Source organism: Sorangium sp. So ce693 (genome assembly GCF_051521375.1).
GTDB lineage: Bacteria > Myxococcota_A > Polyangia > Polyangiales > Polyangiaceae > Sorangium > Sorangium atrum.
This window is the reverse complement of the sequence record NZ_CP150347.1, coordinates 13,050,124-13,075,337: the sequence shown is the minus strand read 5'-3', so window position 1 is coordinate 13,075,337 and position 25,214 is coordinate 13,050,124. Positions and strand designations below refer to the sequence as shown.

Here is a 25,214-nt window from a genome sequence, read left to right as displayed (position 1 = left end):
AGCCCCCGATGACCCAACCGCAGCCTCGAGGCATCCAGTTCCGTGAACCCCCCATCTTCGAGCGTGGCACGCCGGGCAGGACCGGCGCGTCGCTCCCCCCGCTCGACGTGCCCGAGGTCGAGCCCGCCGCCCACTACGGCGCGCTCGCCCGCAAGGAGCCAGCCGGCCTGCCGGAGGTGAGCGAGCCGGAGGCCTTCCGGCACTTCATCCGGCTCTCGCAGTGGAACTTCTGCATCGACGGGCAGATGTACCCGCTCGGGTCGTGCACGATGAAGTACAACCCGAAGATCAACGAGTGGGCCGCGCGCATCCCCGGATTCGCGAAGCTGCACCCGATGACGCCCGACGAGCTCAGCCAGGGCTCGCTCGAGGTGATGTGGCGCCTGCAGGAGGCGCTCTGCGAGGTCAGCGGGATGGACGGCTGCTCGCTGCAGCCGTCGGCCGGCGCGCAGGGCGAGCTCGCCGGGCTGATGATGATGCGGGCGTTCCACGAGTCGAAGGGGCGCTCGCCGAGGAAGGTGTTCATCCCGGAGAGCGCCCACGGCACGAACCCGGCGAGCTGCGCGCTCAACGGGCTCGTGGCCGTCCGGATCGAGAAGACCGCCGACGGCATCACCCACCCCGAGCAGGTCCTCGCCGCGATCGAGCGCGAGGGGTCGGACGGCGACGTCTGCGGGCTGATGATCACGAACCCGAACACCCTCGGGGCCTACGAGACGCACCTGCCGGCGATCATCAAGCTCATCCACGACAAGGGCGGGCTCGTGTACGGGGACGGCGCGAACACGAACGCGATCATGGGGCACGCGCGCCCGGGCGACGTCGGCATGGACGTCATCCACATCAACCTGCACAAGACGTTCACGACCCCGCACGGCGGCGGCGGCCCCGGCTCCGGGCCGGTCTGCTTCAAGAAGCACCTGGAGCCGTTCCAGCCCTCGCCCGTCCTCGTGCGGCGCGGCGACGCGTTCGCGTGGGACCGCGATCGGCCCCAGAGCGTCGGGCGGCTCCGGGCCTTCACGGGCAACTTCGGCATGTTCATCCGGGCGTACACGTACATCCGCGAGATGGGCGGCGACGGCCTCACGGCGGCGAGCAGCCTCGCCGTGCTCAACGCGCGCTACCTGTGGGCCAAGCTGAAGGACCACTACCTCGCGCCGGTGCCGCAGCCGTGCATGCACGAGGTGGTGCTCTCCGACAGCCAGCTGGAGAAGGAAACCGGGGTCAAGACGCTCGACGTGGCCAAGCGGCTGCTCGACTACGGCTTCCACGCGCCCACGGTCTACTTCCCGCTGGTCGTGCCCGGCGCCCTGATGATCGAGCCGACGGAGACGGAGACCCGCGAGACGCTCGACGAGTTCGTGGCCGCGATGCTCAGCATCCTCAAGGAGGCGCAGGAGACGCCGGAGGTCGTGAAGCAAGCGCCTCACGGCACGGTGGTCGGCCGCCTCGACGAGGCCCGCGCCGCGCGCCAGCCGCGCCTGCGATGGTCGAAGGCCTGAGCTTCCCGGAGGAGGCGGCCCGCGGTCGGCCTCCTCCGGCGGGCGGCGCCAGCCGGCCGTGCGCTCCAAATTCGCGAATCTCCGCCGGACGCGACTACAATGAGCGCCGAGGGACCGCGGTGAGGCACCTCACGGGACGAGCGACGCGTGGCCGATACCGTTGAGAACGAAGGGGACATCGAGACGATCAGCCAGACCACCCCGGTCTCGGTTGGAGACACCGTGCGCCTCGTGTTCCGCGCCTACGACGAGGCGACCCCGCCGTTCAACATCAAGATCCGCTCCCCCTCCGGGAAGATCATCATCGAGCGCGTGCTGCGCGATCTGCCCACCGGCAAGCCGCAGAGCGCCTCCCCCGTCGAGTTCAGCGCGTCGTCCCCCGGCGAGTACAAGATCGAGATCAAGCAGCTCTACGGCAAGGCGAAGGGCACGGCCGTCCTGCGCGTGAAGCCCTGAGGCGCGCCCGCCGGCCCCCCTCCCCTTCCCCCTACCGTCGCCGGAGCTCACCCGCACAGGAGACGGGTCCAGCTCGGTGTTTTCGGCGCGGAAGCGTACTCTTGTACGCTGAGCACCGAAAACGCCGAGATGGGCCCGTATCCGAAGCGGGTGAGCCCGCTAGAAGCCAGGGAGGAGCATGGCGGTCATGCGGTCCGGGCTGACGATGCCCTGCTCGTGCATCCAGCCGTTCGCCGCCTCGACGGCGGCGCGGCCCTCGTCGCCCTTCACCAGCTCGCCGTGGCGGCGCCGCGCCGCCGCTGCGTAGAGGGCCATGCCGGCGGCCTCGAAGCCGCGCGCCGCTTCGGCGAGCTGCTGGACGGCCACCTCCGCCTCGCCGCGGGCCGCGGCGATCGCGGCGCGCACCGCGGCCGCGAGCGGGTCGGCCCAGGGCATGTGCTCCGCGTCGATCTTGCGGGCGGCGCGCGTCGCCTCCTCGTACAGCGGCTCCGCGTCGGCCGGCGTGGACGCGGCGGCGGCGGCCAGCGCGGCGCAGGCCCGGAGGTGGGTGATGATGATGCGCACGGCCTGGATGCGCAGGACGAGCGAGCTCTCGAGGCCCGCCCGCTGCTCCGCGAAGAGGCGGTAGGTGGCCTCGCCCTCGCCCCGGTAAAGGCCGATGTGCGCGCGGGCGACGAGATCGAAGTAGCTCTGCAGCTGGAAGCCCGCCTTGGACCAGCTCCGGATGGCGTCCTGCGCCTGGCGCAGCGCGGAGTCGGGGTCGTCGCCGACGAGCCAGTAGGCGTTGCTCTGCGAGGAGCGGAGGCTCGTGGCGAGGTAGCGGTCGCCGCGCTCGTCGGCCGCCTGCAGGTACATCGGGACCCGGCGCATGAACTCGCGCGTCTCGCCGCCGTACCAGAGCGCCCAGACCGAGAAGGTGTGCGCCCAGCTCCGCTCCCACGTGACGCCGGTGCAGCGCTCGCGAAAGATGGTGTCCGCCCGATCGAGATCGGCCACGCCCTGCTGCCAGCGGCCGAACAGCGTCGCCGTGACGCCGCCGACGAACCCGACGAGGCCGAGCGCGTGAGGCCTGCCGATGCGCGCCGCGATCGCGCTCGCGGTCGAGAGCAGATCGGCGACGCGGGACGCGGACGGGCCGCCGTCGATCGCGAGGTAGGTCGCCTCGAAGGCGAGCGCGCGCGTCACGCGGTACGGCTCGCCCGCCTTGAGCGACAGGAGGAGGTTGCGCGCCTGGAAGTCGGCGCCGCGCGTGGGGTCGACGATGGCGAGCCCCATCGCCGCCGACCAGCACACGTCGATGCGCATGAGGTCCTCGGGCGAGACCTCGTCGGCGGGGCGCTCGACGAAGTTGAGCCCGCGCAGGCGCACCTGCGCGCGCCGCAGCATCAGCGACGCGACAGCGAGCTCCGGCGTCTTCGGCACCTGCATGCCGACCGCGCCGAGCACCGAGCGCAGGCCCGCCATGCCGGCGTCGACGTAGCCGGCGCGGAGCAGGTTCTCCGCGGCCCGGCGGCCGAGATCGATCGCCTCGGACTCCGGTGCGCCGTCGCTCGCGGCCATGTAGGCCTCCGCCGCCTTGGCGCCGCGGCCCGCGCTGCTCAGGGCGTCGCCGAGCTTGGCGAGCACGACCCGCCGCTCCGCCCCGCCGGGCAGGTGGAGGTCGATCGCCATGCGGTAGAGGCGCGCGGCGTGGTCGAACGCGAACGCGGCCTCGGCATGCTCGCCGGCGCGCACGGCGTAGCCGGCGGCGCGCTCGGGGTCCCCGGCGGCGCGCCAGTGCTCGGCCAGCGCCTCGAGCTCCGCGCGCCCCGAGGCCTCCAGCGCCAGCGCGAGTCGGCCGTGCCAGCTGCGCGCCGCTTGCTCGTCGAGCCGGCTCGCCACCGTCTCCCGGATGCGGTTGTGGAACGGCTCGAGGAACTCGTCCTGACCCGAGCCGCCGGTCCGCACGAGGTTCGCCGCGCGCAGGGCCGAGAGCACCCGCGTGAGCTCCCCGAAGTCCGCCGCCATGGCGTGCGCGGCCACCGACGTCAGCACCGGCGCGCCGGCGCACACGACGAGCTCGAGCAGCTGGCGCGCCCGCGGGTCGAGCCGGCTGATCCGCGCCCAGAGGACGTCGTCGAGGCGCACCGGGCCGCCGTCGGTGTCCGGGGACATCATCCGGTGGCGCAGGAGCGCGTCGATGAACAGCGGGTGGCCTCCGGCCTCCTGCGCGATCGCCTCGATGCTGAGCGGGCGGCCGACCGGGGCGCCCCGGAGGAGGAGCGCGCAGAGCTCCTGCGCCTCCGCGAGCGACAGGCGGTGGACGATGATGTGCCCGAGCGAGTCGATCGGCACCCCGAGCTGCCGCGAGACGGGCGGCGCGGTCTCCGAGGCGGTCCGCACCGTGGCCACGAGCATCACCGCGCGCGGGCGCGAGGGGTCCACAAGCGCGCCCGACGACACCGGCCCATCGAGGCCGGCGAACGAGCCGGGCCTGCTCGCGGCGATGAAATCGGCCTCGGTCCACGGGCGCATCACCTCCGAGAGCAGCGCGACGCTGTCGGCGTCCGCCCACTGGAGATCGTCGATCGCGAGCACGAGCGGCCGCTCGGCCGCGAGCCGGCCGAGCAGCTCCCGCAGCGCGGCGAAGACGAGCGCGCGGATCTCGGGCGGGTCGATCGCCTTGCGCCGCGCGCGCGCCTCCGTGATCGCCGGGACGGTGCGGAGCACCGGGAACACGGTGCCAAGCAGGCCCGCGTTGGGCGGCAGGAGGGCCTTGACCTGCTCGGAGGGGCGGCGCACGAGGTGCCGGCTCAGCCCGTCGATGAGCTCGTCCACCGCCTTGTAGGGGACCGCCTCCCGCTCGTAGCAGCGCCCCGCGAGCACGAGCGCCTCCTTGTCGATGCGCTCCAGGAACCGGCGCAGGAGCGCGCTCTTGCCGACGCCCGACTCGCCCTCGATGAACCGCGTGACCGCGCGCCCGAGCTTCGCCTCCGCGAACGCGCCCTCGAGCGCGGCGAGCTCGCTGCGCCGGCCGACGAAGCCGATGCGCTGCGAGAGGACGGGCGGCTCCTCGATGAGCTCCTGCACCTGCAGCCGGCGCAGCACGTCGCGCGCCGTCGGCCGGGCGGCCGGGTCGATGCGGAGCATGTCCACGCAGAGCTCGTCGATGTCGGGGGGCATGTCCTCGACGAGCCGGCTCGGCGGCGGAGGCTCCGCCCGCCGCATCATGTCGAGCGCCGCCTTGGGCGCCGTCTGGAACGGGTAGACGCCGGTCAGCGCAAGGTAAAGCATGACCCCGACACTGTAGATGTCGGCCTCGGGCCCGGCCGCCTTGGCCTCGGCCTGCTCGGGCGCCATGTAATGGAGCGTTCCGACGACGGCCTGCTCGCGCGTTGTGCCGCTCGCGTCGGCGACGAAGCCGAAGTCGAGGAGGACCACCCGCTCTTCCGCGGTCACGAGCACGTTGGAAGGCTTGATATCGCGGTGAACCTTGTAAGCCGCATGCACCGCCGCGAGCCCCTGGGCGAGCTGCGCCAGGGCCGAGCGGAGGCGGGCCTCGTGAAAGGGGCGCTTGATCCGGGGCTGTGGCTCCGAGGCAGGGCCCTGCACCGCAGACCACATGGGGCTCGACGGCAGGGTGGAGCGGCGCCCGACGCCGGCGGGCTCGCCCCTCGGCCCGGCGTCGCCCTCCTCGTGGAGCCGCACGTGGACCACGAAGTCGACGCCGCGGATGAGCTCCATCGTGAAGAAGAGCTGCCCTTCTTCCTCGTGAAGCTCGCCGAGGCTGACCAGGTTCGGGTGCTGGATGTCCTGGAGCGCGCGGAACTCGTTCTTGAACCGGAGGCGCGCGTCGGCGCTCAGATTCCGGAGGATCTTGAGCGCGACCCGCCCCTTCCGCTCGCGATCGAAGGCCTCGTAGACAACCCCCATCCCGCCGCGGCCCACGACGCGAACGACCTGGAAGCGACGCGTGCCTCCAAACTCGGGTCTCGCGTTCCTCAGGCCCATGCGTGGGACCAAGAAATCACCGGCGCCGAGCGGTGGCAAGCAGTGCGTGGGGAACGCGTGGGCAGCGCGTCGGGAGCGCGTTGAGAACGCGCGGCGAACGCGTGGGGAACGCGCGCCCGACGCGCGGCGAAGCGCGCCCGGACGGGCAGGGGAAGCGCGCTCCGAACGCATTGGGCGCGCTCCAGCGACGCGCAAACCCTGCGCGGCGCTGGAGCGCACCGCGAGCAGGATCGGCAGAAAGGTGGCACGCCCAGGGGAAGGGCGGTAGCGTACGCCGCCTGCGAGCGAAAGAGCCCGGCCGGGCGCGCGCCGCTCAGCCGGTCAGCCCGGCGCGCACCCAGTTGACAACGGGAGGGCATCATGGTCTGCGTAGTACGCTCCGAGGCTTCGGAAGCGGTTCGGAAAGCGCCACGCGCAAAGGGTTTGCTGGGGTGATCCAGAGGTTGAGAGACTTCTTCTCGTCGCCGGGGCAGCGCAGCATGGCGCCCCTGACCGAGAGCGCCGCCGAGCGCAACCCGGGATGTAGCCTCGTTGTAGAGAACGTCAGCAAGAGCTTCGGTAAGACACAGATACTGAACGACGTGTCGTTCACGGCGGAGGCCGGCGAGTTCGTCACGCTCCTCGGGCCTTCCGGCTGCGGCAAGACGACGCTGCTCCGCATCATCGCGGGGCTCGATCGCGCGGATCGGGGGCAAATCCGCCTCGCGGGCAGGGCGGTTGACCACCTGCCGGCGAACCGCAGGCCGGTGAACACCGTGTTCCAGAACTACGCGCTGTTCCCGCATCTGACCGTGTTCGAGAACGTGGCCTTCGGCCTGAGGTCGCGCAGCTTCCCTGATCCCGAGGTGCGCGAGCGCGTGCGTTCGAGCCTCTCGATGCTGAAGCTCGATGACCTCGCGGAGCGGTATCCGCACCAGATCTCGGGCGGTCAGAAGCAGCGAGTCGCGCTCGCGCGCGCCGTCGTCAACGAGCCTGAGGTGCTGCTGCTCGACGAGCCGATGTCGGCGCTCGACGCGAAGCTGCGCGCCGAGGTCCAGCTCGACCTGCGCCGGCTCCAGCGCGCGCTCGGGAAGACGTTCGTGCTCGTCACGCACGATCAGGACGAGGCTATGACCGTCTCGGACCGCATCGTGCTGATGAACAAGGGCCGCATCGAGCAGCAAGGGGCGACGGCCGAGGTGTACGAGCGGCCGCAGAGCCGCTTCGCCGCCGAGTTCTTCGGCGCGGCCAACCTCATCTCTGCGCAGCGCGTCGGCGCCACGCTCGTCTTCACGACGGTGGGCGCGCTGCGGGTGCAGACCAAGCCTCAGTGGGAGTACGGCACGCTCGCGATCCACCCCGAGTGGATCGAGCTCTGCGAGAACGAGCCGGCGGAGAACGGCGTGCGCGGCGTGGTGAAGGAGAGCTTCTACCGCGGCGATCACGTGGAGCTCATCATCGAGCCCGGGCCGCTGCGCGTGCAGCTCAGCCCCCGCTCGCGGCTCAAGCCCGGCTCCTCGGTCTGGCTCGCCCTGCCCGCCGAGCGGCTCGAGGTGCTCAGTGACTGAGCCCACGGTCTGGTATGGCCAGCTGACGACGCGGCGCAGGCTCCTCGCGCGGGGGTCGCTGCTCATCGTGGGCGGCGTCTCCTGGCTGTCCGTCTTCCTCCTCTTGCCGAGCCTGGCGCTCCTCGTCGTGTCGTTCCTCAAGCGCGACGCGGACGGCGCCCTGCTCTGGGAGCTGTCGTTCGAGTCGTTCGAGCGCATCTTCGGCTCCGCGTCCGGCGAGAACGCGCGCATCCTCATCAGGAGCATCGTCCTCGCGCTGGTCGTGACGACCGCCTCCGTGATGCTCGCGTATCCGATGGCCTTCTTCATCGCTCGCGGCTCGCGGAGCCGGCGGTTCTTCTGGCTCGCGCTCATCATCGTCCCGCTCTGCACGAACCTCGTGATCCGCACGTTCAGCTGGAAGCTCCTCCTGTCGGCGCAGCTCCTGCCTGCCAAGCTCGCCGCCTGGCTCGGGTGGATCGACCCGGGCCGCGACGTCTATCCCAGCTGGACGGCGGTCACGATCGGCCTCGTCGCGGCCTCCCTCCCGTTCGCGGTGGTCCCCCTCTACACGAGCATCGATCGTCTCGACTGGTCGCTCGTCGAGGCCGCGCAGGATCTCTATGCGTCGCGGCTGCGCATCTTCCTCGCGGCGATCCTGCCGCAGACCCTCCCCGGCCTCAGCGTTGCAATCCTCCTCACGTACGTCCCAGCGATGAGCGTCTTCGTGGTGAGCGACATGCTCGGCGGCGCGAAGCACTGGCTGATTGGGAACCTCATCCAGCACCAGTTCGGCCCGGGGCGAAACATCCCTTACGGCGCGGCGCTCAGCCTGGTGCTCATCGTTCTGACGCTGGGCGGAGTGTCCCTCTACCGCCGGAATGGGCGCTCCGTGGAGATCCTGTGAAGCTCGGCCGGGGCCTCTGGCGCGCGCTGACGACGATCGCCGCCTTCTTCGGCTTCGCGCTCCTCTACCTGCCGCTCTTCGCGGTCGCCGTCTACTCGTTCAACGCCGCGGAGCGGGGCCTGCTCTGGACCGGCTTCTCGGTTCGCTGGTACCTCGATCTCTTCGCCGATCCCGAGACCAACCGGCGTGCCCTGGAGATCCGCGAGGTCGCCGTGAACACCCTGATGCTCGGCGGCGCCTCCACGCTCATCGCGACGGTCCTCGGGACGCTGCTCGCCCTGGGGATGCACTTTCCGTGGCCGACCTCCGTGAGTCGCGTGCTCGAGTCGATCGTCGACATCCCGGCGGTCGCTCCCGACATCACGTTCGCGGCGGTGCTGGTCATGGCGTTCAACGTGCTCCGCCGCGTGGTGGACCATTGGTTCGAGCCCAGCATGACGACGATGATCATCGGTCATGTCACGTTCGAGATCGCATTCGTGACGCTCATCGTCCGCAGTCGGCTCATCGCCATCGGGCCGACGCTGAGCGAGGCCGCGATGGACCTCTATGCGTCGCCCTGGATCCACTTCCGGAGGGTCACGCTCCCCCTCCTGTGGCCGGCGATCGTGGGGGGCGCCATGCTGGCGTTCACGCTGTCGCTCAACGACTTCGTGATCAGCTTCTTCACGTCCGGCCCACGCTCGGTCACGCTCCCGCTCTACGTCTACCAATCTCAGATGCGCGGCGTGCGGACCGACCTGTTCGCGATTTCAACGCTCCTCCTGATCGGCGTGGCGGTGTCCATCGTGCTCCTGGAGCGGCTGACCCGCTGGAGGCACAATTGAGCCGCCGGCCCGGGCTCGCAGACGAGGCCGCGGAGGCGGCGGAGATCCGCGCGCCGGGCGCCGGGCGGCTGAGGAGCACGCGCGCCGCGCGAGCCCGGCGGACTCCTGCGCGTCAGCGCAGCGATGCAGCGCGCTTGTTCACCTTGGCGCTGGGCCTGACCAGCGCTCCATCTCCCTCGGGCTCCCTCGGGCTCGCGCGCAGCCGGGCACCGGGGCGCCGAGCTCGAGCGCTTGCCTGACCGCGTCTCCTGCGGGGCGCCGGGCCAGGACCGCGCGCCGCCCCGGGCTCTGCTCACTCTGTCATGCGCTCCGCGCAGGGCGCCTACACAGCGGCGTCGACGCGGGCGTGAGGTCCTCGGCCGCCTGTGCGAACAGGTTGGATCGGCTGACGGCTTACGGTAAGCTGACCCGGCAATGCGGCTGTTTCGTCCCAAGCTCGCCGGGTCTTTGCGTGACGGCTGGACCTGGCGGACGGCGCTTTGCGCTCCACTTCGACCGTTGGGAATCGAGATCGAAAGATGAGCTTTCGTCGCTCCGCACTCCTACTCATACTCGTAGCACTCCTCACATTCTCCGGTCGGCCTGCCTGGGCGGATGATCTGGCCGATGAGGCCGATCTGCACTTCAGGATCGCCACGGAGCGCTATTCGGCGCGTGACTACCGAGGCGCCCTGGAGCACTTCCTGGTGTCGAACCGGCTCGTCCCGAACCGAAACGTCATCTTCAACATCGCCCGAACTTACGAGGCTCTCCAGGAGTATCCAGACGCATTTCGCTACTATGTTCAGGCGCTCGATCTCGAGCCCAACGCCGCGCGCAGGCCGGCCATCGAGGAGGCGCTCGCGCGCATCCGGCCCAACGTCGCCGTCATCAACGTGACGACGGATCCGCCGGGAGCGACGGTGTACATCAACCGCCGCGATCTCGGCGGCCGCGGCAACACGCCCCGCCTCCTCGGCTTCCAGCCCGGCAAGCACAAGATCATCGTCGACCTCGAGGGGTATGAGCCGGCGGAGGTCGAGAACGTCGAGGCGAAGATCGGCGAGCAAACGAACGTCGCGGTCAAGCTGAAGCGCATCGTCGGCACGGTGCGCGTGGTCGGTGAGACGGCGGGCACGATCGTGCGGGTCAACGACGCGAGCGGCCCTCCGGCGTGCACCGCGCCGTGCGATCTCACGCTGCCTCCCGGCCGGCACCGCCTCTACCTTGCGCAGGAGGGTTATCAGCCGTCGGAGCAGGACGTGAACGTGGCGGCCTCGAGCACGGTGACCGCGCGTTACCGGCTCAACCCGCTCACCGGCAGCCTCGTCGTCAACGCGGACGAGCGCGACGCGCTCGTCGAGGTCGACGGAAAGCCGATGGGCTTCACGCCCGCGGTCCTCAACGTGCAGAGCGGCCAGCGCCGCGTGCGCGTCTCGCTGCGCGGCTTCCGCCCCGTCGAGCAGTCAGCCAACGTGGTGGCCGGACAGCAGACCCGAATCGACATCTCCCTCCGGCAGCTCGAGGAGGTCGAGGCCGCGTCGCGTACGGCAGAGGCCGTCGAGGACGCGCCCGGCTCGGTCACGATCATCTCGGGCCAGGAGCTCCGCGCGATGGGGTATCCGACCGTCGCAGAGGCCTTGAGGGGCATGCGCGGCGTCTACACGACGTACGACGGCACCTACTCCTGGGTCGGCATCCGCGGGATCAGCATCCCCGGCGACTACAGCAACCGCGTGCTCGTCCTGCTCAACGGGCACTCGATCAACGACACGTGGGACGGCCTCGCCTTCGCCGATCAAGCGGCGCGCACCGACCTGGAGGACGTCGAGCGGATCGAGGTCGTCCGTGGCCCCGGCTCGCTGCTCTACGGTACGGGCGCGTTCGTCGGCGTCATCAACATCGTGACCAAGGGCCGCCCGACGTCGTTCGGCGCGGGCGTCGGCGTGGGCGCGGCGCAGCACGGCTTCATCCGGGGCCGCGCCCAGGTGCAGGTGCCCTTCGGGCGCGACTCCGGCATGTGGCTGTCTGTCGCCGGCGGCCACGGTCAAGGGCGAGACTACTACCTGCCGATCCCGGCCGGACTCGAGGACAAGTGGAAGGGCGGGGACGCCAACTCCCGCGACGCGGACCACTTCAATGTCGGGACGGTCCAGGGGCGGCTCTGGTACAAGTCCCTCTCGGCGCAGGTGTCCTACAACGAGCGCAAGAAGGCACTCCCGAGCGGCGCCAACTACACCATGGTCGGCGACGACAGGACGTTTTACCGCGACAGGCGCGGGTTCGCCGAGCTCACGTTCTCGCCGCGGTTCTCCGATAGCTTCTCGATGACGACCCGCGTGGGCGTCGACATGCAGCTCTACGATGACACGCTGTGGCTGGTCGACGCCGGGACGGAGACGACCCATGACGTCGAGCAGTACCAGGACACGTGGCTGCTCGCGGATCAGCGCTTCGAGGTCTCACCGCTCCGCGAGCTGAAGGTCACCGTCGGCGCCGAGGGCCAGATACACTTGCTCGGCAGGCAGCGCATCGAGGAGAACCGGTGCGGTGTTACTCCGTGCATCGACGAGCTCGTCCTGCCCGTCGGCGGCCTCGACCCCGACAACGAGGATCTGTTCGACTCGCATCCTTACCAGATCCTCGCCGGCTACGGCGTTGTCGACTTCGTCCCGTCCGACCGCATCCGCGTCTCCGCGGGCGCTCGTATCGATTACTACAACTATGGAAAGGACGGTCTCAGCTTCAACTCCGGGATCAGCCCGCGTATCGCGCTCGTCCTCAAGCCCTACGAAGGGGGCAACCTGAAGGTCACCGGCGGCCGCGCGTTCCGCGCTCCGCCCATCTACGAGCTCTTCCTGACGGTGCCCTCGAGCAACTTCAATCCAGGGTACGATCCAGAGGAGTCGGACGAAGAGCGGATCGGTCCCGAGAGCGTGCTCTCGGGAGAGGTCGAGTTCACGCACCGGCTCTCGTCCACGCTGTCCCTGCTCGGCGCGGGGTACGTGAACTACATGACCGACATGATCGCGCAGACCGGCGAGTTCACGCTGGAGGTGCCGGGGAGGTACGACAACACCAAGGATCCGATCCTCGTGATGGGCGCGGAGGCCGAGCTGCGCCGCGAGTGGCGCCAGGGCTGGATGGCCTCTGTCTCCTACTCCTATTCACGGGCGAGGTACCTCAGGGAAGGAGACGTCGACGAGGTGCTCAAGAAGGTGCCCAACTCGCCGGAGCACATGGCCGCCGTCAAGGGGACCGTGCCGCTGTTCGGAAAGGCCCTGATGCTGTCGACGCGCCTCACCGTCGAGTCGTCGCGCCTCGACAAGACCCTGACGGAGACCGACCCCGCGGTGATCTGGGACGTCGTCCTCTCCGGTCAGGCGGACGTGGCCGGCCTCCGCTACAACATGGGTGTCTACAACGTCGCGGACTGGGAGTACGAGGCCCCCATCTCGCCCCAGTTCACGGCGACCAGGATGCCGCAGGCAGGCCGCACCTTCCTCCTCTCGGCCAACCTGAACTTCTGATCATCGCGCGGCCGTCCTGGCCGCGCGCTCTCCACCTCACGCCCATCACCTCTCGGCGCTCCGCCCCCGCGCCGCCCTGCTCGATCGCCGCGCAGGGTGGCCAGCGCAGCGCCTGGCCTCGCGCCCCGCGGGCCATCGAGCGTCGTCGTCCTGGCGACCTCATCCATTCCAGGCGTGGCGCAAGCCACACCCGCTGCACCGTTCCACTCTGGCAGGAGCTCCACCGCTGCACGCGGTTCGCGCCACGCTCGAATTCAACACCTCGCGTGAACTCAGCGCCTGGGCCGGCGTCGCGCGTTATGCAGCGCTCTCGGACACTTCCTTGCTCGACGCAAATCGTGCGCCGGGGCGCAAATCACGCACGATCCTCCGCAGTCCACGATCGAGGCGCGATGGTGTGGAGCGGTGCGCTCGCCTCATGGCCGTCGTCGACAAAGCGGCGATCCGGCGGTGCGCGGCCACGTAACCAACGTAACCGACGTAACCAACGGAACCGAGACCCGTAACCGAGACCCGTAACCGAGACGAAGTGACCACATCATCGGACGCCCGCACCTCTTGTGGCAATCGGCGCGGTCATGATTTTGCTTGAAAGCAAAACATCGCTTGTCCATCATGGTCACTCGTGACTATCTGCTCCTCGACCTCGGATCACGCGGCACATGGCGCGCGCGGTCCGGAGCGACGGCGGAACAACGGGCGCGCCGCTCGGCGGATCGCGCCTCGACCAGGAGCGACCAGGAGAGCGATGGGCGCCGATTTTCGCGCCGACCCCTAGGTCACGAGAGGAGCGCGCGTCGGGTATGCCACCCGCGGCGCGCCATCTTGACGGCGTTTTTGCCAACCTGACCATCGTCAGCCAGCCCGAGCAAGAGGTCCATGCTGTCCGACCGCCCGATCGATGTCCCCGAGCAATCGTTCGCATCCGTCTACGACCGGCGTCGTCTCGCGGCGGCAGGGGAGATGCTGCCCCGGTTGTGGGATACTCTACCTGAATGGCCGAGCGTCGGCGGCGGGCGCCGCGTCATCGTGCTCGGCGGCGGGATCTCGGGGCTGTGCACCGCATGGTCGCTGCGGAAGGCCGGGTTCGACCCGATCATCCTCGAGCGGAATGACCGTGTGGGCGGCCGCTTCTACACGCTCCGGAACCACTTCGGCGACCAGCACGCCGAGCTCGGCGTCACCCGGATCGCCGACACCCACGTCCTCACGCTCGCCTATGCGCGCCACTTCGGGCTGGAGATCCTCGAGTATCCGCTCGACGCGACGCAGCTGTATTACGTCATGGGCCATCGCTTCCTGAGCACGTCCCGGGGCAAGGCGCACTATCCTGCTGACTTTCCGCTCACTCCGGAAGAGCGGGACATCGACGCTGAGTCCCTCAACCTGCAGCTCGCGGCGAAGGCGTTCTCGGTGATCGGAGACCCGCGGGACACGCAGTGGCCACCGGCGACCGTCCGCAAGGACTTCTCGGGCGAGACGTTCTACCGCAGCCTGGACCGGACCGGGGCCTCGCACGCCGCGAGGGAGATCTGCCGCGCGTACGAGGGCACGGAGATCGAGATGTTCAGCGGCCTCGCCTGGTCGGCGAACCAGCGGCTCGACGCCAAGTGGTTCCACACCTACGCGATCGCCGGCGGGAACGACCGCCTGACCACCGCGTTCGCCGACGATCTCGGCGATCGCATCCTCAAGGGGGCCCATGTGCAGCGGGTGATCTCCCGCGAGGACGGCGTGACCGTCGAGTTCCTCAGGAACGGGGACCCCGAGACGATCGAGGGCGACTTCGTGGTGTGCGCGCTCCCCCACCGCATCCTGCTCGAGGTCGCGTTCGACCCGCCGCTCTCCGGCCCCAAGCACCGCGCCGCGTCGGAGATCCCGATGTTCACCGTCACCCGCCTCAACTTCCAGTTCTCGCACCGGTTCTGGGCGGATGAGGGCATCATCGGGCTGCTCGCGGCATGCACGACCACGCCCATCGAGCGTCTGTGGGACCTGACCTCGCTCCAGCCGGGCACCTCCGGCATCCTCACGGCGTACGTGCAGGACCGCAACGCCGCGGCGCTCGACGAGCTGCCCACCGCGGCCGATCGCATCGAGTTCGGGCTCAAGACGATGGAGTCGTTCTTCCCGAAAGCCCGGGAGTACTTCCAGAAGGGGCTGTCGTTCTCGTGGCACCACCAGCCGTACACGCGAGGCGGCTGGCCCGCGTTCCGGCCTGATCAGACCGATCTGATCGCGGATCTCCAGCGCGGGGAAGGGCGCGTCGTCTTCGCCGGCGATCACACGTGCCTCTACACGGGCTGGGCGCAAGGGGCCCTCGAGTCGGCGCACTTCGCCACCGCCGAGGTGATCGCGGCGGCGCGCGGGTCGATCGAGCCGACCACCTGAGCGAGCTCGCCACGCGCCCGGGCGCGACGCCGGCGGAGCCCCGCCGGACGCGCGTCGCAGAGGGCATCGGCGTTAACCAAGCTCGTTCGGTCACGCTCAGGGCACGAAGCCCGCGCCCCGCCCCCCGCCCCCCGCCATCGGTCACCAACGTGAACGCGGACGTGAACGTGGTCGTGAACGTGGTCGTGGACGTGAACGTGGTCGTGGACGTGAACGTGGTCGTGGTCGTGGTCGTTCACGACCTACCGTTGACGACCACGACCACGACCACGACCACGACCACGTAAACGTAAACGTTCGGATGTAGGAGAACGCGGCGCGAAGCTTGGTTAATGCCTATGCGCCGCAGAGGGGGGTATAACATCGCTGGTATGGCTCGCCTCCTCCACATCATCGGAGTCCAGTCCCGGCCCGTGCCCGGCGACCCTGCTGCGACGCTCGAGAAGCTCGAGCGCGAGGTACAGACGCTGGGGGTCTCCTTCCCCGAGGCGCAGCTCTACCTGTTTCCCGAGCTGTGGCTCACGGGGGATCACCCCTTCCGCCACACTTCCCCGTCGCACGAGCTCGCCCAGCCGATCCCGGGGCCGCTCACGAGGCGGCTCGGCGCGATCGCGCGCCGGGCCGGGAGGTGGCTCTGCGCCGGGTCGATCTACGAGCGCGCGGGCGACAAGCTGCACAATACCGCGCTCGTCTTCTCGCCGAGCGGCAAGCTCGTCGCGCGGTACCGCAAGCTCTATCCCTGGATGCCCTTCGAGACCTGTGCGCCGGGCGATGAGCCCGCGCCCGTGTTCGACATCCCGCGCGTCGGCCGGCTGGGGCTCATGATCTGTTACGACGGCTGGTATCCCGAGGTCGCGCGCGGCCTGGCGCTGCGCGGCGCCGAGGTGATCCTGCACCCGACGCTCACCACGACGCCGGATCGCGAGGAGGAGCTCGTGCTCGCCCGCGCCCGCGCGATCGAGAACCAGTGTTACGTGGTGAACGTGAACGCCGCGGTGGAGATCGGCGGCGGGCGCTCCATCGCCGTCGATCCCGAAGGCCGCGTCCTCTTCCTGGGCGGCTCCGGGGAGGAGTACCTAGGGGAGGTGCTCGATCTCGACCGCGTCCAGACGGTCCGCGCGCACGGCACACGCGGGCTGAACCGCGTGCTCCGCCAGTTCACCGAAGACTCGCCAGATGCGGTGTTCGCGCCGTACCGAGCGCGGGCTCCGCGCCGCCAGACACGCCGCTGACCGCTGGTACACACGACGCAGAGCGACGGTCACCCGCACAGGAGACGGGCCCAGATCGTCGTTTTCGGCGCGGAAGCGCACTCCTGTGCGCCGAGCACCGAAAACGACGAGATGGGCCCGTATCCGAAGCGGGTGACCGCCGCTCTAACGCCGCTCTCCCTCGGCCGGCTCCCTTGCTTTCTCGGACGGCTCCCTTGCCTTCTGAGCGCCAGGCCGGCAGGCGATGAGCCCGAGCCCCTCGTGGGCGATGGTCGCACCCGCGAGCGCCGTGATCTCACCCACGTCGTACGCGGGCGCGACCTCCACGACGTCCATGCCGACGAGCGCGATGCCCTGGAGCCCACGCAGGATCTCCAGCGCGACAGCGGTCGACATCCCCCCGCAGACCGGCGTGCCGGTGCCGGGCGCGAAGCTCGGATCGAGGAAATCGATGTCGAACGTCAGGTAAACCTCGTGGTCCCCGACGATGTTACGTACGTGCTCGATCACCGCCCTCGCGCCATGGCGATGAACCCAGGGCGCGTCGAGCACCTGGAAGCCGAGCGTATCGGCGTTGTAGGTGCGGAGCCCGATCTGCGCCGAGCGGCTGGGCTCCACGAGGCCCTCCCGCGCCGCGTGGAAGAACATGGTGCCGTGATCGACCCGCCCCGATCCGACCTCGTCGCTCCACGTGTCGGAGTGAGCGTCGAAATGGATCAGCGAGAGCTTGCCGCGGCGCTTGGACACGGCGCGCAGGATCGGGTAGCTCACGAAATGATCCCCCCCGATCGAGAGGGGCGTCACCCCGGCGTCGAGGATGCGGCCGATGTGCTCCTCGATGGCGACAGGGCTCTCCTCCGGACGCCCGTAATCCCAGACGCAGTCGCCATAGTCGACAACGGCGAGCCGGTCGAGCGGGTCGAACTCGTAGCCGTAAGGGCGGTTCCACGCGAGCTGCGCCGAGGCCTCCCTCACCGCGCGCGGACCGAAGCGCGTCCCTGGACGGTTGCTGGTCGCCGTGTCGAGCGGGATGCCGGTGACCGCCACATCGACGCCGGTCAGATCGCGCGTGTACTTGCGACGCAGGAAGGAGAGCGCGCCGCTGTAGGTCGGCTCGCGCCGGACGCCATAGAGGCTATCGGCCGTGAACGCGTTGTCGACGATCATACCTCTCGCGTGAGAAGTGGTCTTGGAGCGATGATCTTCCATGGGGGTCCTTACGTTCAGATCGACGCACTCCAGCTCGGGCGTGCGCTCGACACCGGCGCGTCGCGCAGGATGGGCATCGGCGTGATCTGAGGCTGAACACCTCGTTGGCGCCATCGCCTCGCGGTCAGTTCGATTTCACGGCCGCCCAGACCTCGTCGTAGAGCTTGGCCGCCTCACCGAGATCGCGATGGGCCTCCAGGCGGGTCGCCAGGTCGCCCGTCGGGTAGATGAGCTGGTTCGTCCGATCTTCGACCGGCAGCTGGGCCTGCGAGGCGCTGTTCGGGGTCGCGTACTTCGTCATCATCGAGAGCTGCGCGCCGCCCTCGGGGGTCAGCATGTAATTGATGAACTTGTGGGCCAGCTCGGGGTGGGGCGACTTGGTGGGCACGGTCATCACGTCGACCCAGATCACGGAGCCTTCCTTCGGAATGACGAGGGCGAGGCGATCCTTGTCCTCCCAGACCACCTTCTGCGCGTCCCCGTTCCAGACGACCGCCATGTCGACGGAGCCGCCCTTCACGTCCTGCGTCGCGCCGATGCCGCCCTTGAAGCCGAGGCACTTCGGATTGCTCTTGGCCTCCTTGAGGATGCGCCCAGCCTCCCGGATCTCTTCGGGCTTCGACGTGTTGCTGGAAAAACCCTTGTACTTCAGCGCCGCGCCGACCATGTCGCGCATCTCGTCGATCAGCACGAACGTCCCCGGCGTCTTCTGGGCGTCGAAGAGCACGCCCCACGTCGGATCCATGTTCGGGATCTTCTTCTTGTTGTAGATGATCGCGACAGTGCCCCACTGGTAGGGGATAGAATACTTGTTGTTCTCGTCGAAATTCGGGCCCGAGAACCGCGACTCGAGGTTCTTGAGGTTGGGGAGCAGGGCGTGATCCAGGGGGCGGATGAGCCCGCGGCGCGCGAGCCGCCCGCTGGCGTGGGCCGCCATCACGACGACGTCGTACTGCGCGTCGGCGCCCGCATAGGCGAGCTTGCTCTCCATCTCCTCGGTGGAGTCGTAGATCGTGAGCCGCAGACGTGCGTTGTTCTGCGTCTCGAAGTCCTTGATGCTCTTGTCGTCCAGGTAGTTCGGGAAGATGAGGACGCTGAGCTCGGAGGGCTGAGCTGCAGGTTCCTTGGCGCCCGAATCCTCGCGCTTCTCAGCAGGGGCCTTGTTGTTATTGCAGGCGACAACCGATAGAATGCCCCACAGAATGGCTAGTACCATCAGGGGTCGACGTTGAGTTTGCATAAGTTGTCCTTTCTCCAGCTGCTCAAGGCGGACAGGCCTGCGGGTGTTCGCTGGCGCGATGCTGGCCTCTGAGATCTCCGGGAGCGCCAACCAGCGAAGCGCGTCTGCGGACCGAGGCCCCCATCGGCCGGTAGGACGCGCGCGGGACGCCGGGCAGCCCCGGCCGCAACCCTGGGGTTCGTGGATTGCAAGCGAGCGTCCCCTTGTCAAGGGAAATGTGATGCGTAGTAAGCAACACGACTGGCCTTCTCATTCGGAGCGAAACCACGACTGTTCGCAAGCTTAGGCGAATCGTACATTTCGTGGCTCTGAATCCGAAAGAGATCGACGAAATTGCATTCAAATGTGTGTTCGCCGCGCATCCACGCGCATCCGGGATAGCGATTACACGGGATTGTTCTCCCCCAGGTGAAACGGCGCGCGGCACGGCAATGCATGTTTCGACGCGACCGGAACACAGGACCGCAATGCTCGCAGGCTGCGCTCGGTGATCGTGCCCGTCGTGCTCGATCGGAACGACCGGATCCAGGTGCTCACGCGTGCAGCATTGAAGAGCGGGAACGCCGGCCCCCCGGCGCGCGGCGCGCACCGGGGAGAGGCGTCCTGCCATCGCACCATGCTGCAAGCGAGTCTCCACGGGAACGCGACACTCCAAGCCGACTCGACGAGCCTAGTTGAACAGCGATTTCACGGGCCCCGTCGAGTGCACGATCCTCCGGGCCAGCAGCGTGACCACGTTGTGATGGAAGGCCGCGGCCAGCTCGGGCGCCTCCGCCGTCATTCGCTGCAGCGCCTCCTCCGAGAGCCGGTAGAGCGTGGACTGCCGGCTGGCGGTGACCGTCGCCGACCGCTTCTCTCCCATGTAGAGCCCGGACTCGCCGACGACCGACCCCGGCCCCATCGTGCGGAGCCGCTTCACCTTCTTCCCGTCGATCTCGAGCCAGGCCGTGAGCTCTCCGCTCTCGATGAGGTAGAGCTCCTTCGAGACATCTCCGGCCCGGAACAGATCGAACCCATCCGGGAGCTCCACGCGCTCGAGGTAGCCGAGAAAACGCAGCATTTCATCGCGACCGCCGAATACGTCCTGGAGATCGTAGAACAGCATCGGAGGCGGCAGCATGCTGGGCGGCGCCTCCGCGATGATGTCCTTCTCACACGCCTCGAGGCCTCGATCCAGATCCGGGTAGATCTGGCAGACGTCGTCGTCGCCCCGGACGAAGACCTCACCCCGCTCGAGGTGATTGCGGATGTCCACACGCACCTCCGTGAAGAAGAGCTTGACGCCGTTCGCCTTGGCGAGCCTGCGGAGCCGGAGGAAGCTCGCGATGGCGGACGAGTCGATGCCGTTGACGTGGCGGAAGTCGAGGAGCAGATAGCGCACCTCACCGTCGTCGCTCTGGATGCGCTGCTGGGCGGTCGAGAGGAGATTGTACGCCGTCCCGAAGAAGATATACCCTTGGAGCTGGAGCACGTAGAGCTGCTTGGCGCGCTCCGTCAGGGTCATCTCCTCGCCGTCGCTGCGAGCGACGTTGCTGCGCAGGTGGAGCCCGGAGATGGCGTTGCGCACCACCTCGATGCGGCTGTAGCTGAGCGCGAAGAGGATGAACGAGACGCCGAGCCCCACGCCGATGCCGACGAGGAAGCCCCGGACGGCGACGACAAGGAGGATCACCACGATGACGAAGTACTCGATGCGCCGCAGCCGGAACCAGCCCTCGTAAAGCGTGTTGATGAGGAAGTGGAACCCGAGATAGGCGATCAGGCCCCCGAGGACGGGGCGCGGGAAGTACAGGATGGCGTCGGCGCCGACGAAGAGCACGACGCAGCTGATCGCCGCCGCGACCAGCCCCGAGACGCGGCTGTTCGAGCCGGCCTTGAAGCTCATCGACGACTCGGCCAGCGACAGGTAGCCGACCATGCCGCCAAACAGGCCCGTGACGATGTTCGCGACGCCCGTGGCCCGCAGCTCGCGGTCGAGATCGATCTCCTGCTCCGTCGCGAGCTCGACGCCGGACGCGCTGAGCAGCACGGTGATGGCGGCCATGATCGTGACGGCGGCCATGTTGCCCGCGCTGCCGAACAGGACCCCCCAGTCCACCTTCCCGAGGTCCGAGGCGGCGATCGGCGGCCAGAGCGACGCGGCCGGGAACGGGCCGAGGAGCCAGCCGCTGTCGAGCACCTGCTGCACGCTGACGCCGGCGAGCCCCACCGAGACGTAGAACACGACGATCGAGCCCCCGAGCAGCACGGGGAGGAGCAGGAGCGACGAGAACCGCCGCAGCACCAAGAGGAGCAGGACGCCGAACACGAGGCCCGGGAGGACCCGCTTCAAGAGCTCCGGATCCATCGCCACGGCCGGAAAGATGTCGAGCGCCGATGGCTGGCCGGACATCACCGAGATCGAGCCCTGGAGGAGGAGCCAGCCGGCGCCTGCGATGAAGCCGCCGGCCACGGGGTACGGGATGAAGCGGACCAGGATGCCGAGCCGTAAGAGGCCGAGCAGCAGGAAGAAGCCGCCCGCGACCACCGAGGTGATCGCGATGGCGGCCACGATCGTCGGGAACGGGCTCGCCGTCGGGTCCTTCTGCGCGATGCCCGTCGTGATCGCCGCCGCCATCGAGGCGAGAATGACGGCTGCGTCCTCCTGCGGCGCGGCGATCACCGGCTTGTAGGAGCTGAGCAGGGAGACGATCACGCCGACGATGACGGAGCTGATCAGGATGATGCCGATCCCTCTCGAGAGGTAATCGGCCAGCCCGTGGTTGAATATCAGCGCGCCAAGAGAGATATCGAACGAGACGACCAGCGTCCCCGAGACCATTCCGGCGATCACGGCGGGCATGAGCTTGGAAGGCTTCGCCTTCTCAAGGAGCTCCTCGTTCAACAGCGCAGGTGACTCCTTTGTTGCCTGTCGTGTCATGCTCTTGGGAGACCTCTTGATCGATTGTCAGCGGAATTCGCAGGGCGGCGAGGGCCGGGGCGCGCCGGCGCCGCGCGGGCCGGCGGGGCCTCTGCGCCGCGATCTAGGGAGCGCGCGACGACGTCGGACGGCGGGGCCGCTTTCGCGCGGGCGGAGGGCACGGCAGCGTCCCCCACCGGCTCAAGAGGCCCCCAGCTCACGCTCGATGGCAGCGGCCTGCTCCTGCAGGGCCTCCGCCTCGCCGAGGTGGCCGCTCAGCCGGTGCAGCTTCGCGAACTCCCCGAGGAGCCTCGCCTCCTCGCGCCGGTTCCCGATCTGCCGCTCGACCGTGATCGCGCGCGAGTAGAGCGTGCGGGCGGCGTCGTACCGGCCCTGGACGGCGTAGGCCATCCCGAGGCTCGCGAGCGTGAGCCCCTCGGCCGGCAGGTTGCCCGCCTCGCGCGCGGCGCGCAGCCCCTCTTCCCAGTACGTGCGCGCGTCGTCCGGCTGCTGCATCGCCCAGTGCGTGCGGCCCAGGCCGAGGAAGCCGAGCGCCTCGGACCCGCGATCGCCGAGCTTCTGGGCGTCGGTGAGCACGCGGATGTGCTCCTGCCGCGCCTCCTGGTACCGCCCCCTCGCCTCGAGGACGTCGCGCGCGAACTCGTACCGCACGACGACGCTCTCGGGCGTGGGCTCCGGCGAGAGCTTGAAGTAGACGCGGTAGAGGCGCGTCGCCTCCTCGTGGGCGTAGCGCGCCGCCGCCTTGCGGGCGCCCGCGAGGAAGTAGCGGCGCGCGTGGTCCACCTTGCCCGCGCGGCGCCAGTGGCGGCCGAGCGCGACGAGCTGGTCCTCGAGGTCGTCGCCGTAGAGGCTCTCGATCGCCTCGGCCGCGAGCCGGTGGAGCTCCTGGAGCCGCGCGCGGGACTGCATCTCGTAGGCCGCGTTGCGGAGGAGCGCGTTGCTGAACTGGAAGCGCCGCTCCGTCATCTGCGACCAGATGCACTGCGCCTCGCCGATGCGCACGTGCTCCTCGAGCACGGACGCGTCGGGGAGCATCAGCGCGAGCACGCGCAGGTCGAACTCGCGCCCGAGGACGGCCGCGGCGACGATCGTCTGCTTCACCTTCGCGTCGAGCCGGTCGAGGCGCGAGATGAGCAGGCTGTTCACGTTCTTCGGCGGCATGAACGTGTTCGAGATCGAGATGGAGCTCGAGCTCGATCCGTAGCGCCCGTCCTCGAGCCAGTAGGCGAGGATCTCCTGCGCGAAGAACGGGTTGCCGCCGGCCGTCTCGCAGAGGAGCGTCGCGAGCATGTCCGGCATCGGGCCGCCGAAGAACGGGACCGCGAGCGCGAGGAGCTGCTCGCGCGGCAGCGGCTTCAGCTCGATGACGTTCTCGGAGATGCCCGGGTCGAGCGGGATGCGGACGGGGGTGCCGTCGTCCTTGCGCCGCGTCGTACAGATGATCGCGATGGGCAGCCCCCGGCACGCGCGCGCGATCACGCGCACCGCCTCGAGCGAGTCCTCGTCGGCCCAGTGGGCGTCCTCGAGGTGCAGGATCACCGGCTGGAGCGACGCCTCGGCGAGGAAGACGAAGCTCAGCGCCGACAGCGTGCTCGTGTACCGGAGCTTCGGGTGCAGGCGCTCGTACGGCGAGTCCTCCCAGCGGATGCCGATGAGCGCGGCGAACACCGAGCGCGCGCGATCGAGCTCGCGCTTCAGCGCGGCCTGGCTCTCGGGCAGGCGCTCGAGGAGGTACTCGAACGCGTCGTCGAAGTTCGTGAGCTTCTCTTCCTTGCCGAGCGCGGAGGACTCCCAGAAGTACTCCTTCAGCGCGAACTCGAACGCGTTCAGCGAGCTCTGGAGCGTCTGGTCGCAGCGCGCGTCGATCCACAGGAAGGGCCGGTCGCTCTGGTGCTCCTCGCACCGGTGGCGGAAGCGCTGCACGAGGTAGCTCTTCCCGAGCCCCGGCTCGCCGTCGATGTACGTGATCCCGGCCGGCTTGCCCTCGAAGATCGGCCCGACGTAGCGCGCGAGCTGCTCGATCTCCGCCTCGCGGCCGATGAGGCCGAGGTCGTAGAACTCCTTCTGGACCGAGATGCGGCGGCGCTCCAGCGAGTAGACGAGGATGGGCAGATCGAAGCCCTTGAACCGGAAGATGTTCTCCGTCGTCCACTGGTAGCTCGTCTCGCCGGCGCGGAAGACCTGCTCGTCGGCCCAGATCGCCGACCAGGGGGCCTTCGCGACGAGGCGCGCGGCGAGGTTCGTCGCGCGGCCGATGCACGCGAACTCGTGCCGCTCGGTGCCGCCGTTGAAGCCGGCGTACCGGACGTCGCGCGTGATCCCCGCGCGGAGGCGCATCTGCCGGAGGCCGCGCTTCTTCAGCTCCAGCGCGAAGTCGAGCGCGCGATCGTTGTCGTTCTCGTGGGTGATCGGGGCGCCGAAGTGGATCAGCGCGGCGATGCCGAGATCGCCCGCGTCGATGCCCGTGAAGGTGCCGCCGTAGAGCTCGGAGAGCTCGTGCAGGAGGCGCGTGAGCTCCGCGAAGCTCGGGATCTGCTCGAACGAGAGGAAGACGCTCGTGACGTTGCGGAACTCGCCCTCCGGGGGCATGTCCGCGACGCCCCTCGCCACGAACGCGGTTCCCTCGCCGCGCGGCGGGTTCCTCGGGACCTGCGGCATCCTGGGCGCCGGCACGTCGCCGAGCTTGTAGACGCCCTCGCCGTGGTACTTCGCGCTCGCGGGCGGGATGCGATCGCAGAGCGCGCGGTCGAGGAGGATGTCGCCCTTCAGCGCTTGCCGCTCGATCGCGACGCACGCGGCGAGCGCCTGCCCGTGGAAGTGGTAGTACGCGCGCTCCGGGGAGATGCGGACGATGCCCCACTCGACCGAGCCCCACGCGAGCCCCATCCGGAACGAGAACGGGAAGCTGCCGAAGGGCGTGTCGCGCTCGGGGTGCTCCGCGAACAGGTCGCGCATCGCGAGCGCCGCGCCGAGCACGTACTCGGCGACCTTGCGGTCCGGCGTGTCCTGGAACAGCGCCGTGAACGCGTCGCCCGCGAAGTTCGTGATGAAGCCCCCGGCGTGGTGGACCGCTGCGATGAGCGGGTCGAAGTAGTACCGGAGCGTGCCGGCGAGCGTCTCCGCGCCCGCGCGGCCGTGCTGCATCAGCTTCTCCGTGAGCTCGGTGAAGCCGGGGATGTCGATCATCAGCACCGCCCCCGTGAAGCTGCCCTCGGTGTTGCCGAGAGCGTCTTGCTGGATGATGAAGTCGGGGACGAGCGGGTTCATTTCCTTGCTCCTCAGCAACGGATCCCGCTTGGAATCGGCCTGGGAAGCGCGTCTGCGGGACGCAGAGCCTGGAGTCTACTGCCGGCGGGAACGGATGAATACCGGGATCTTCGATCGATCGTTCGGGCGCTGGTTCGGGCGGCCTTGGAGGGCCCGGTTCGCCGCTGGATTTGACGTTCCTCGCGCTGCGCGGGCTGGCGAGCGTGCGCGTGTCCGTGCGCGCACTCCTGCGCATATTCCGGAGAATGCGGCACATCGT

The 25,214-nt window shown here is 69.2% G+C and carries 14 protein-coding genes; 9 read left to right on the top strand and 5 right to left on the bottom strand.

The window, feature by feature from the left end:
• The first annotated feature begins 8 nt into the window (after nucleotides 1-8).
• Nucleotides 9-1,502, top strand: coding sequence for an aminomethyl-transferring glycine dehydrogenase subunit GcvPB (gene gcvPB, locus WMF14_RS48875; protein WP_012241772.1), 1,494 nt, complete (start codon nucleotides 9-11; stop codon nucleotides 1,500-1,502).
• Nucleotides 1,503-1,649: 147 nt separating this feature from the next.
• Entirely contained in the window at nucleotides 1,650-1,958 is a 309-nt protein-coding gene (locus tag WMF14_RS48870; protein WP_012241771.1) for a hypothetical protein, read from the top strand.
• A 159-nt stretch (nucleotides 1,959-2,117) separates the two neighbouring features.
• Here WMF14_RS48870 and WMF14_RS48865 read toward each other — a convergent pair whose 3' ends face one another.
• A complete protein-coding gene (locus WMF14_RS48865) occupies nucleotides 2,118-5,948 on the bottom strand; it encodes a serine/threonine-protein kinase (protein WP_437797848.1) in 3,831 nt (1,276 codons plus the stop codon).
• Between the two features lie 431 nt (nucleotides 5,949-6,379).
• Between WMF14_RS48865 and WMF14_RS48860 the strand changes: the two genes are divergently transcribed.
• The 7 genes from WMF14_RS48860 (at nucleotide 6,380) to WMF14_RS48830 (ending at nucleotide 16,340) form a co-directional block, all read left to right on the top strand.
• The gene (locus tag WMF14_RS48860) at nucleotides 6,380-7,495 is read left to right on the top strand and encodes an ABC transporter ATP-binding protein (RefSeq protein ID WP_437797846.1); all 1,116 of its coding nucleotides are present in this window, start codon (nucleotides 6,380-6,382) and stop codon (nucleotides 7,493-7,495) included.
• Complete coding sequence (locus tag WMF14_RS48855; RefSeq protein WP_437797844.1) at nucleotides 7,488-8,381, top strand: ABC transporter permease; 894 nt, start codon at nucleotides 7,488-7,490, stop codon at nucleotides 8,379-8,381. The genes WMF14_RS48860 and WMF14_RS48855 overlap by 8 nt, the downstream gene beginning before the upstream one ends.
• The gene (locus WMF14_RS48850; RefSeq protein WP_272096882.1) at nucleotides 8,378-9,208 is read left to right on the top strand and encodes an ABC transporter permease; all 831 of its coding nucleotides are present in this window, start codon (nucleotides 8,378-8,380) and stop codon (nucleotides 9,206-9,208) included. Before WMF14_RS48855 ends, WMF14_RS48850 begins: the two co-directional genes overlap by 4 nt.
• 686 nt (nucleotides 9,209-9,894) lie before the next feature.
• Nucleotides 9,895-12,717 (top strand): TonB-dependent receptor domain-containing protein, encoded by a 2,823-nt coding sequence (locus WMF14_RS48845; RefSeq protein WP_437797842.1) that lies wholly within the window; start codon nucleotides 9,895-9,897, stop codon nucleotides 12,715-12,717.
• Between the two features lie 879 nt (nucleotides 12,718-13,596).
• Nucleotides 13,597-15,108 carry a flavin monoamine oxidase family protein gene (locus tag WMF14_RS48840; protein WP_437326716.1) on the top strand — a complete coding sequence of 504 codons (1,512 nt, stop codon included), beginning with the start codon at nucleotides 13,597-13,599 and terminating at the stop codon, nucleotides 15,106-15,108.
• 149 nt (nucleotides 15,109-15,257) lie between these two features.
• A complete protein-coding gene (locus WMF14_RS48835) occupies nucleotides 15,258-15,395 on the top strand; it encodes a hypothetical protein (RefSeq protein ID WP_437797840.1) in 138 nt (45 codons plus the stop codon).
• An 84-nt stretch (nucleotides 15,396-15,479) separates the two neighbouring features.
• Complete coding sequence (locus WMF14_RS48830; RefSeq protein WP_437797838.1) at nucleotides 15,480-16,340, top strand: carbon-nitrogen hydrolase family protein; 861 nt, start codon at nucleotides 15,480-15,482, stop codon at nucleotides 16,338-16,340.
• A 144-nt stretch (nucleotides 16,341-16,484) separates the two neighbouring features.
• Here the strand turns inward: WMF14_RS48830 and speB are convergent, their stop codons facing one another.
• The 4 genes from speB to WMF14_RS48810 form a co-directional block, all read right to left on the bottom strand.
• Nucleotides 16,485-17,486 carry an agmatinase gene (speB, locus tag WMF14_RS48825; RefSeq protein ID WP_437797836.1) on the bottom strand — a complete coding sequence of 334 codons (1,002 nt, stop codon included), beginning with the start codon at nucleotides 17,484-17,486 and terminating at the stop codon, nucleotides 16,485-16,487.
• Between the two features lie 166 nt (nucleotides 17,487-17,652).
• A complete protein-coding gene (locus WMF14_RS48820; RefSeq protein WP_272096875.1) occupies nucleotides 17,653-18,744 on the bottom strand; it encodes a polyamine ABC transporter substrate-binding protein in 1,092 nt (363 codons plus the stop codon).
• A gap of 694 nt (nucleotides 18,745-19,438) precedes the next feature.
• Nucleotides 19,439-21,652 (bottom strand): SulP family inorganic anion transporter, encoded by a 2,214-nt coding sequence (locus tag WMF14_RS48815; RefSeq protein ID WP_272096874.1) that lies wholly within the window; start codon nucleotides 21,650-21,652, stop codon nucleotides 19,439-19,441.
• A 216-nt stretch (nucleotides 21,653-21,868) separates the two neighbouring features.
• Nucleotides 21,869-24,955, bottom strand: a complete 3,087-nt coding sequence (locus tag WMF14_RS48810; protein WP_272096873.1) for an AAA family ATPase — start codon at nucleotides 24,953-24,955, stop codon at nucleotides 21,869-21,871.
• Nucleotides 24,956-25,214 lie beyond the last annotated feature (259 nt).

Excerpts from the sequence above, each read along its gene's own strand:
- WMF14_RS48820 (WP_272096875.1), bottom strand. The coding sequence starts at position 18,744 with ATGGTACTAGCCATTCTGTGGGGCATTCTATCGGTTGTCGCCTGCAAT.
- WMF14_RS48810 (WP_272096873.1), bottom strand. The coding sequence starts at position 24,955 with ATGAACCCGCTCGTCCCCGACTTCATCATCCAGCAAGACGCTCTCGGC.
- gcvPB (WP_012241772.1), top strand. The coding sequence starts at position 9 with ATGACCCAACCGCAGCCTCGAGGCATCCAGTTCCGTGAACCCCCCATC.
- WMF14_RS48865 (WP_437797848.1), bottom strand. The coding sequence starts at position 5,948 with ATGGGCCTGAGGAACGCGAGACCCGAGTTTGGAGGCACGCGTCGCTTC.
- WMF14_RS48830 (WP_437797838.1), top strand. The coding sequence starts at position 15,480 with ATGGCTCGCCTCCTCCACATCATCGGAGTCCAGTCCCGGCCCGTGCCC.
- speB (WP_437797836.1), bottom strand. The coding sequence starts at position 17,486 with ATGATCGTCGACAACGCGTTCACGGCCGATAGCCTCTATGGCGTCCGG.
- WMF14_RS48840 (WP_437326716.1), top strand. The coding sequence starts at position 13,597 with ATGCTGTCCGACCGCCCGATCGATGTCCCCGAGCAATCGTTCGCATCC.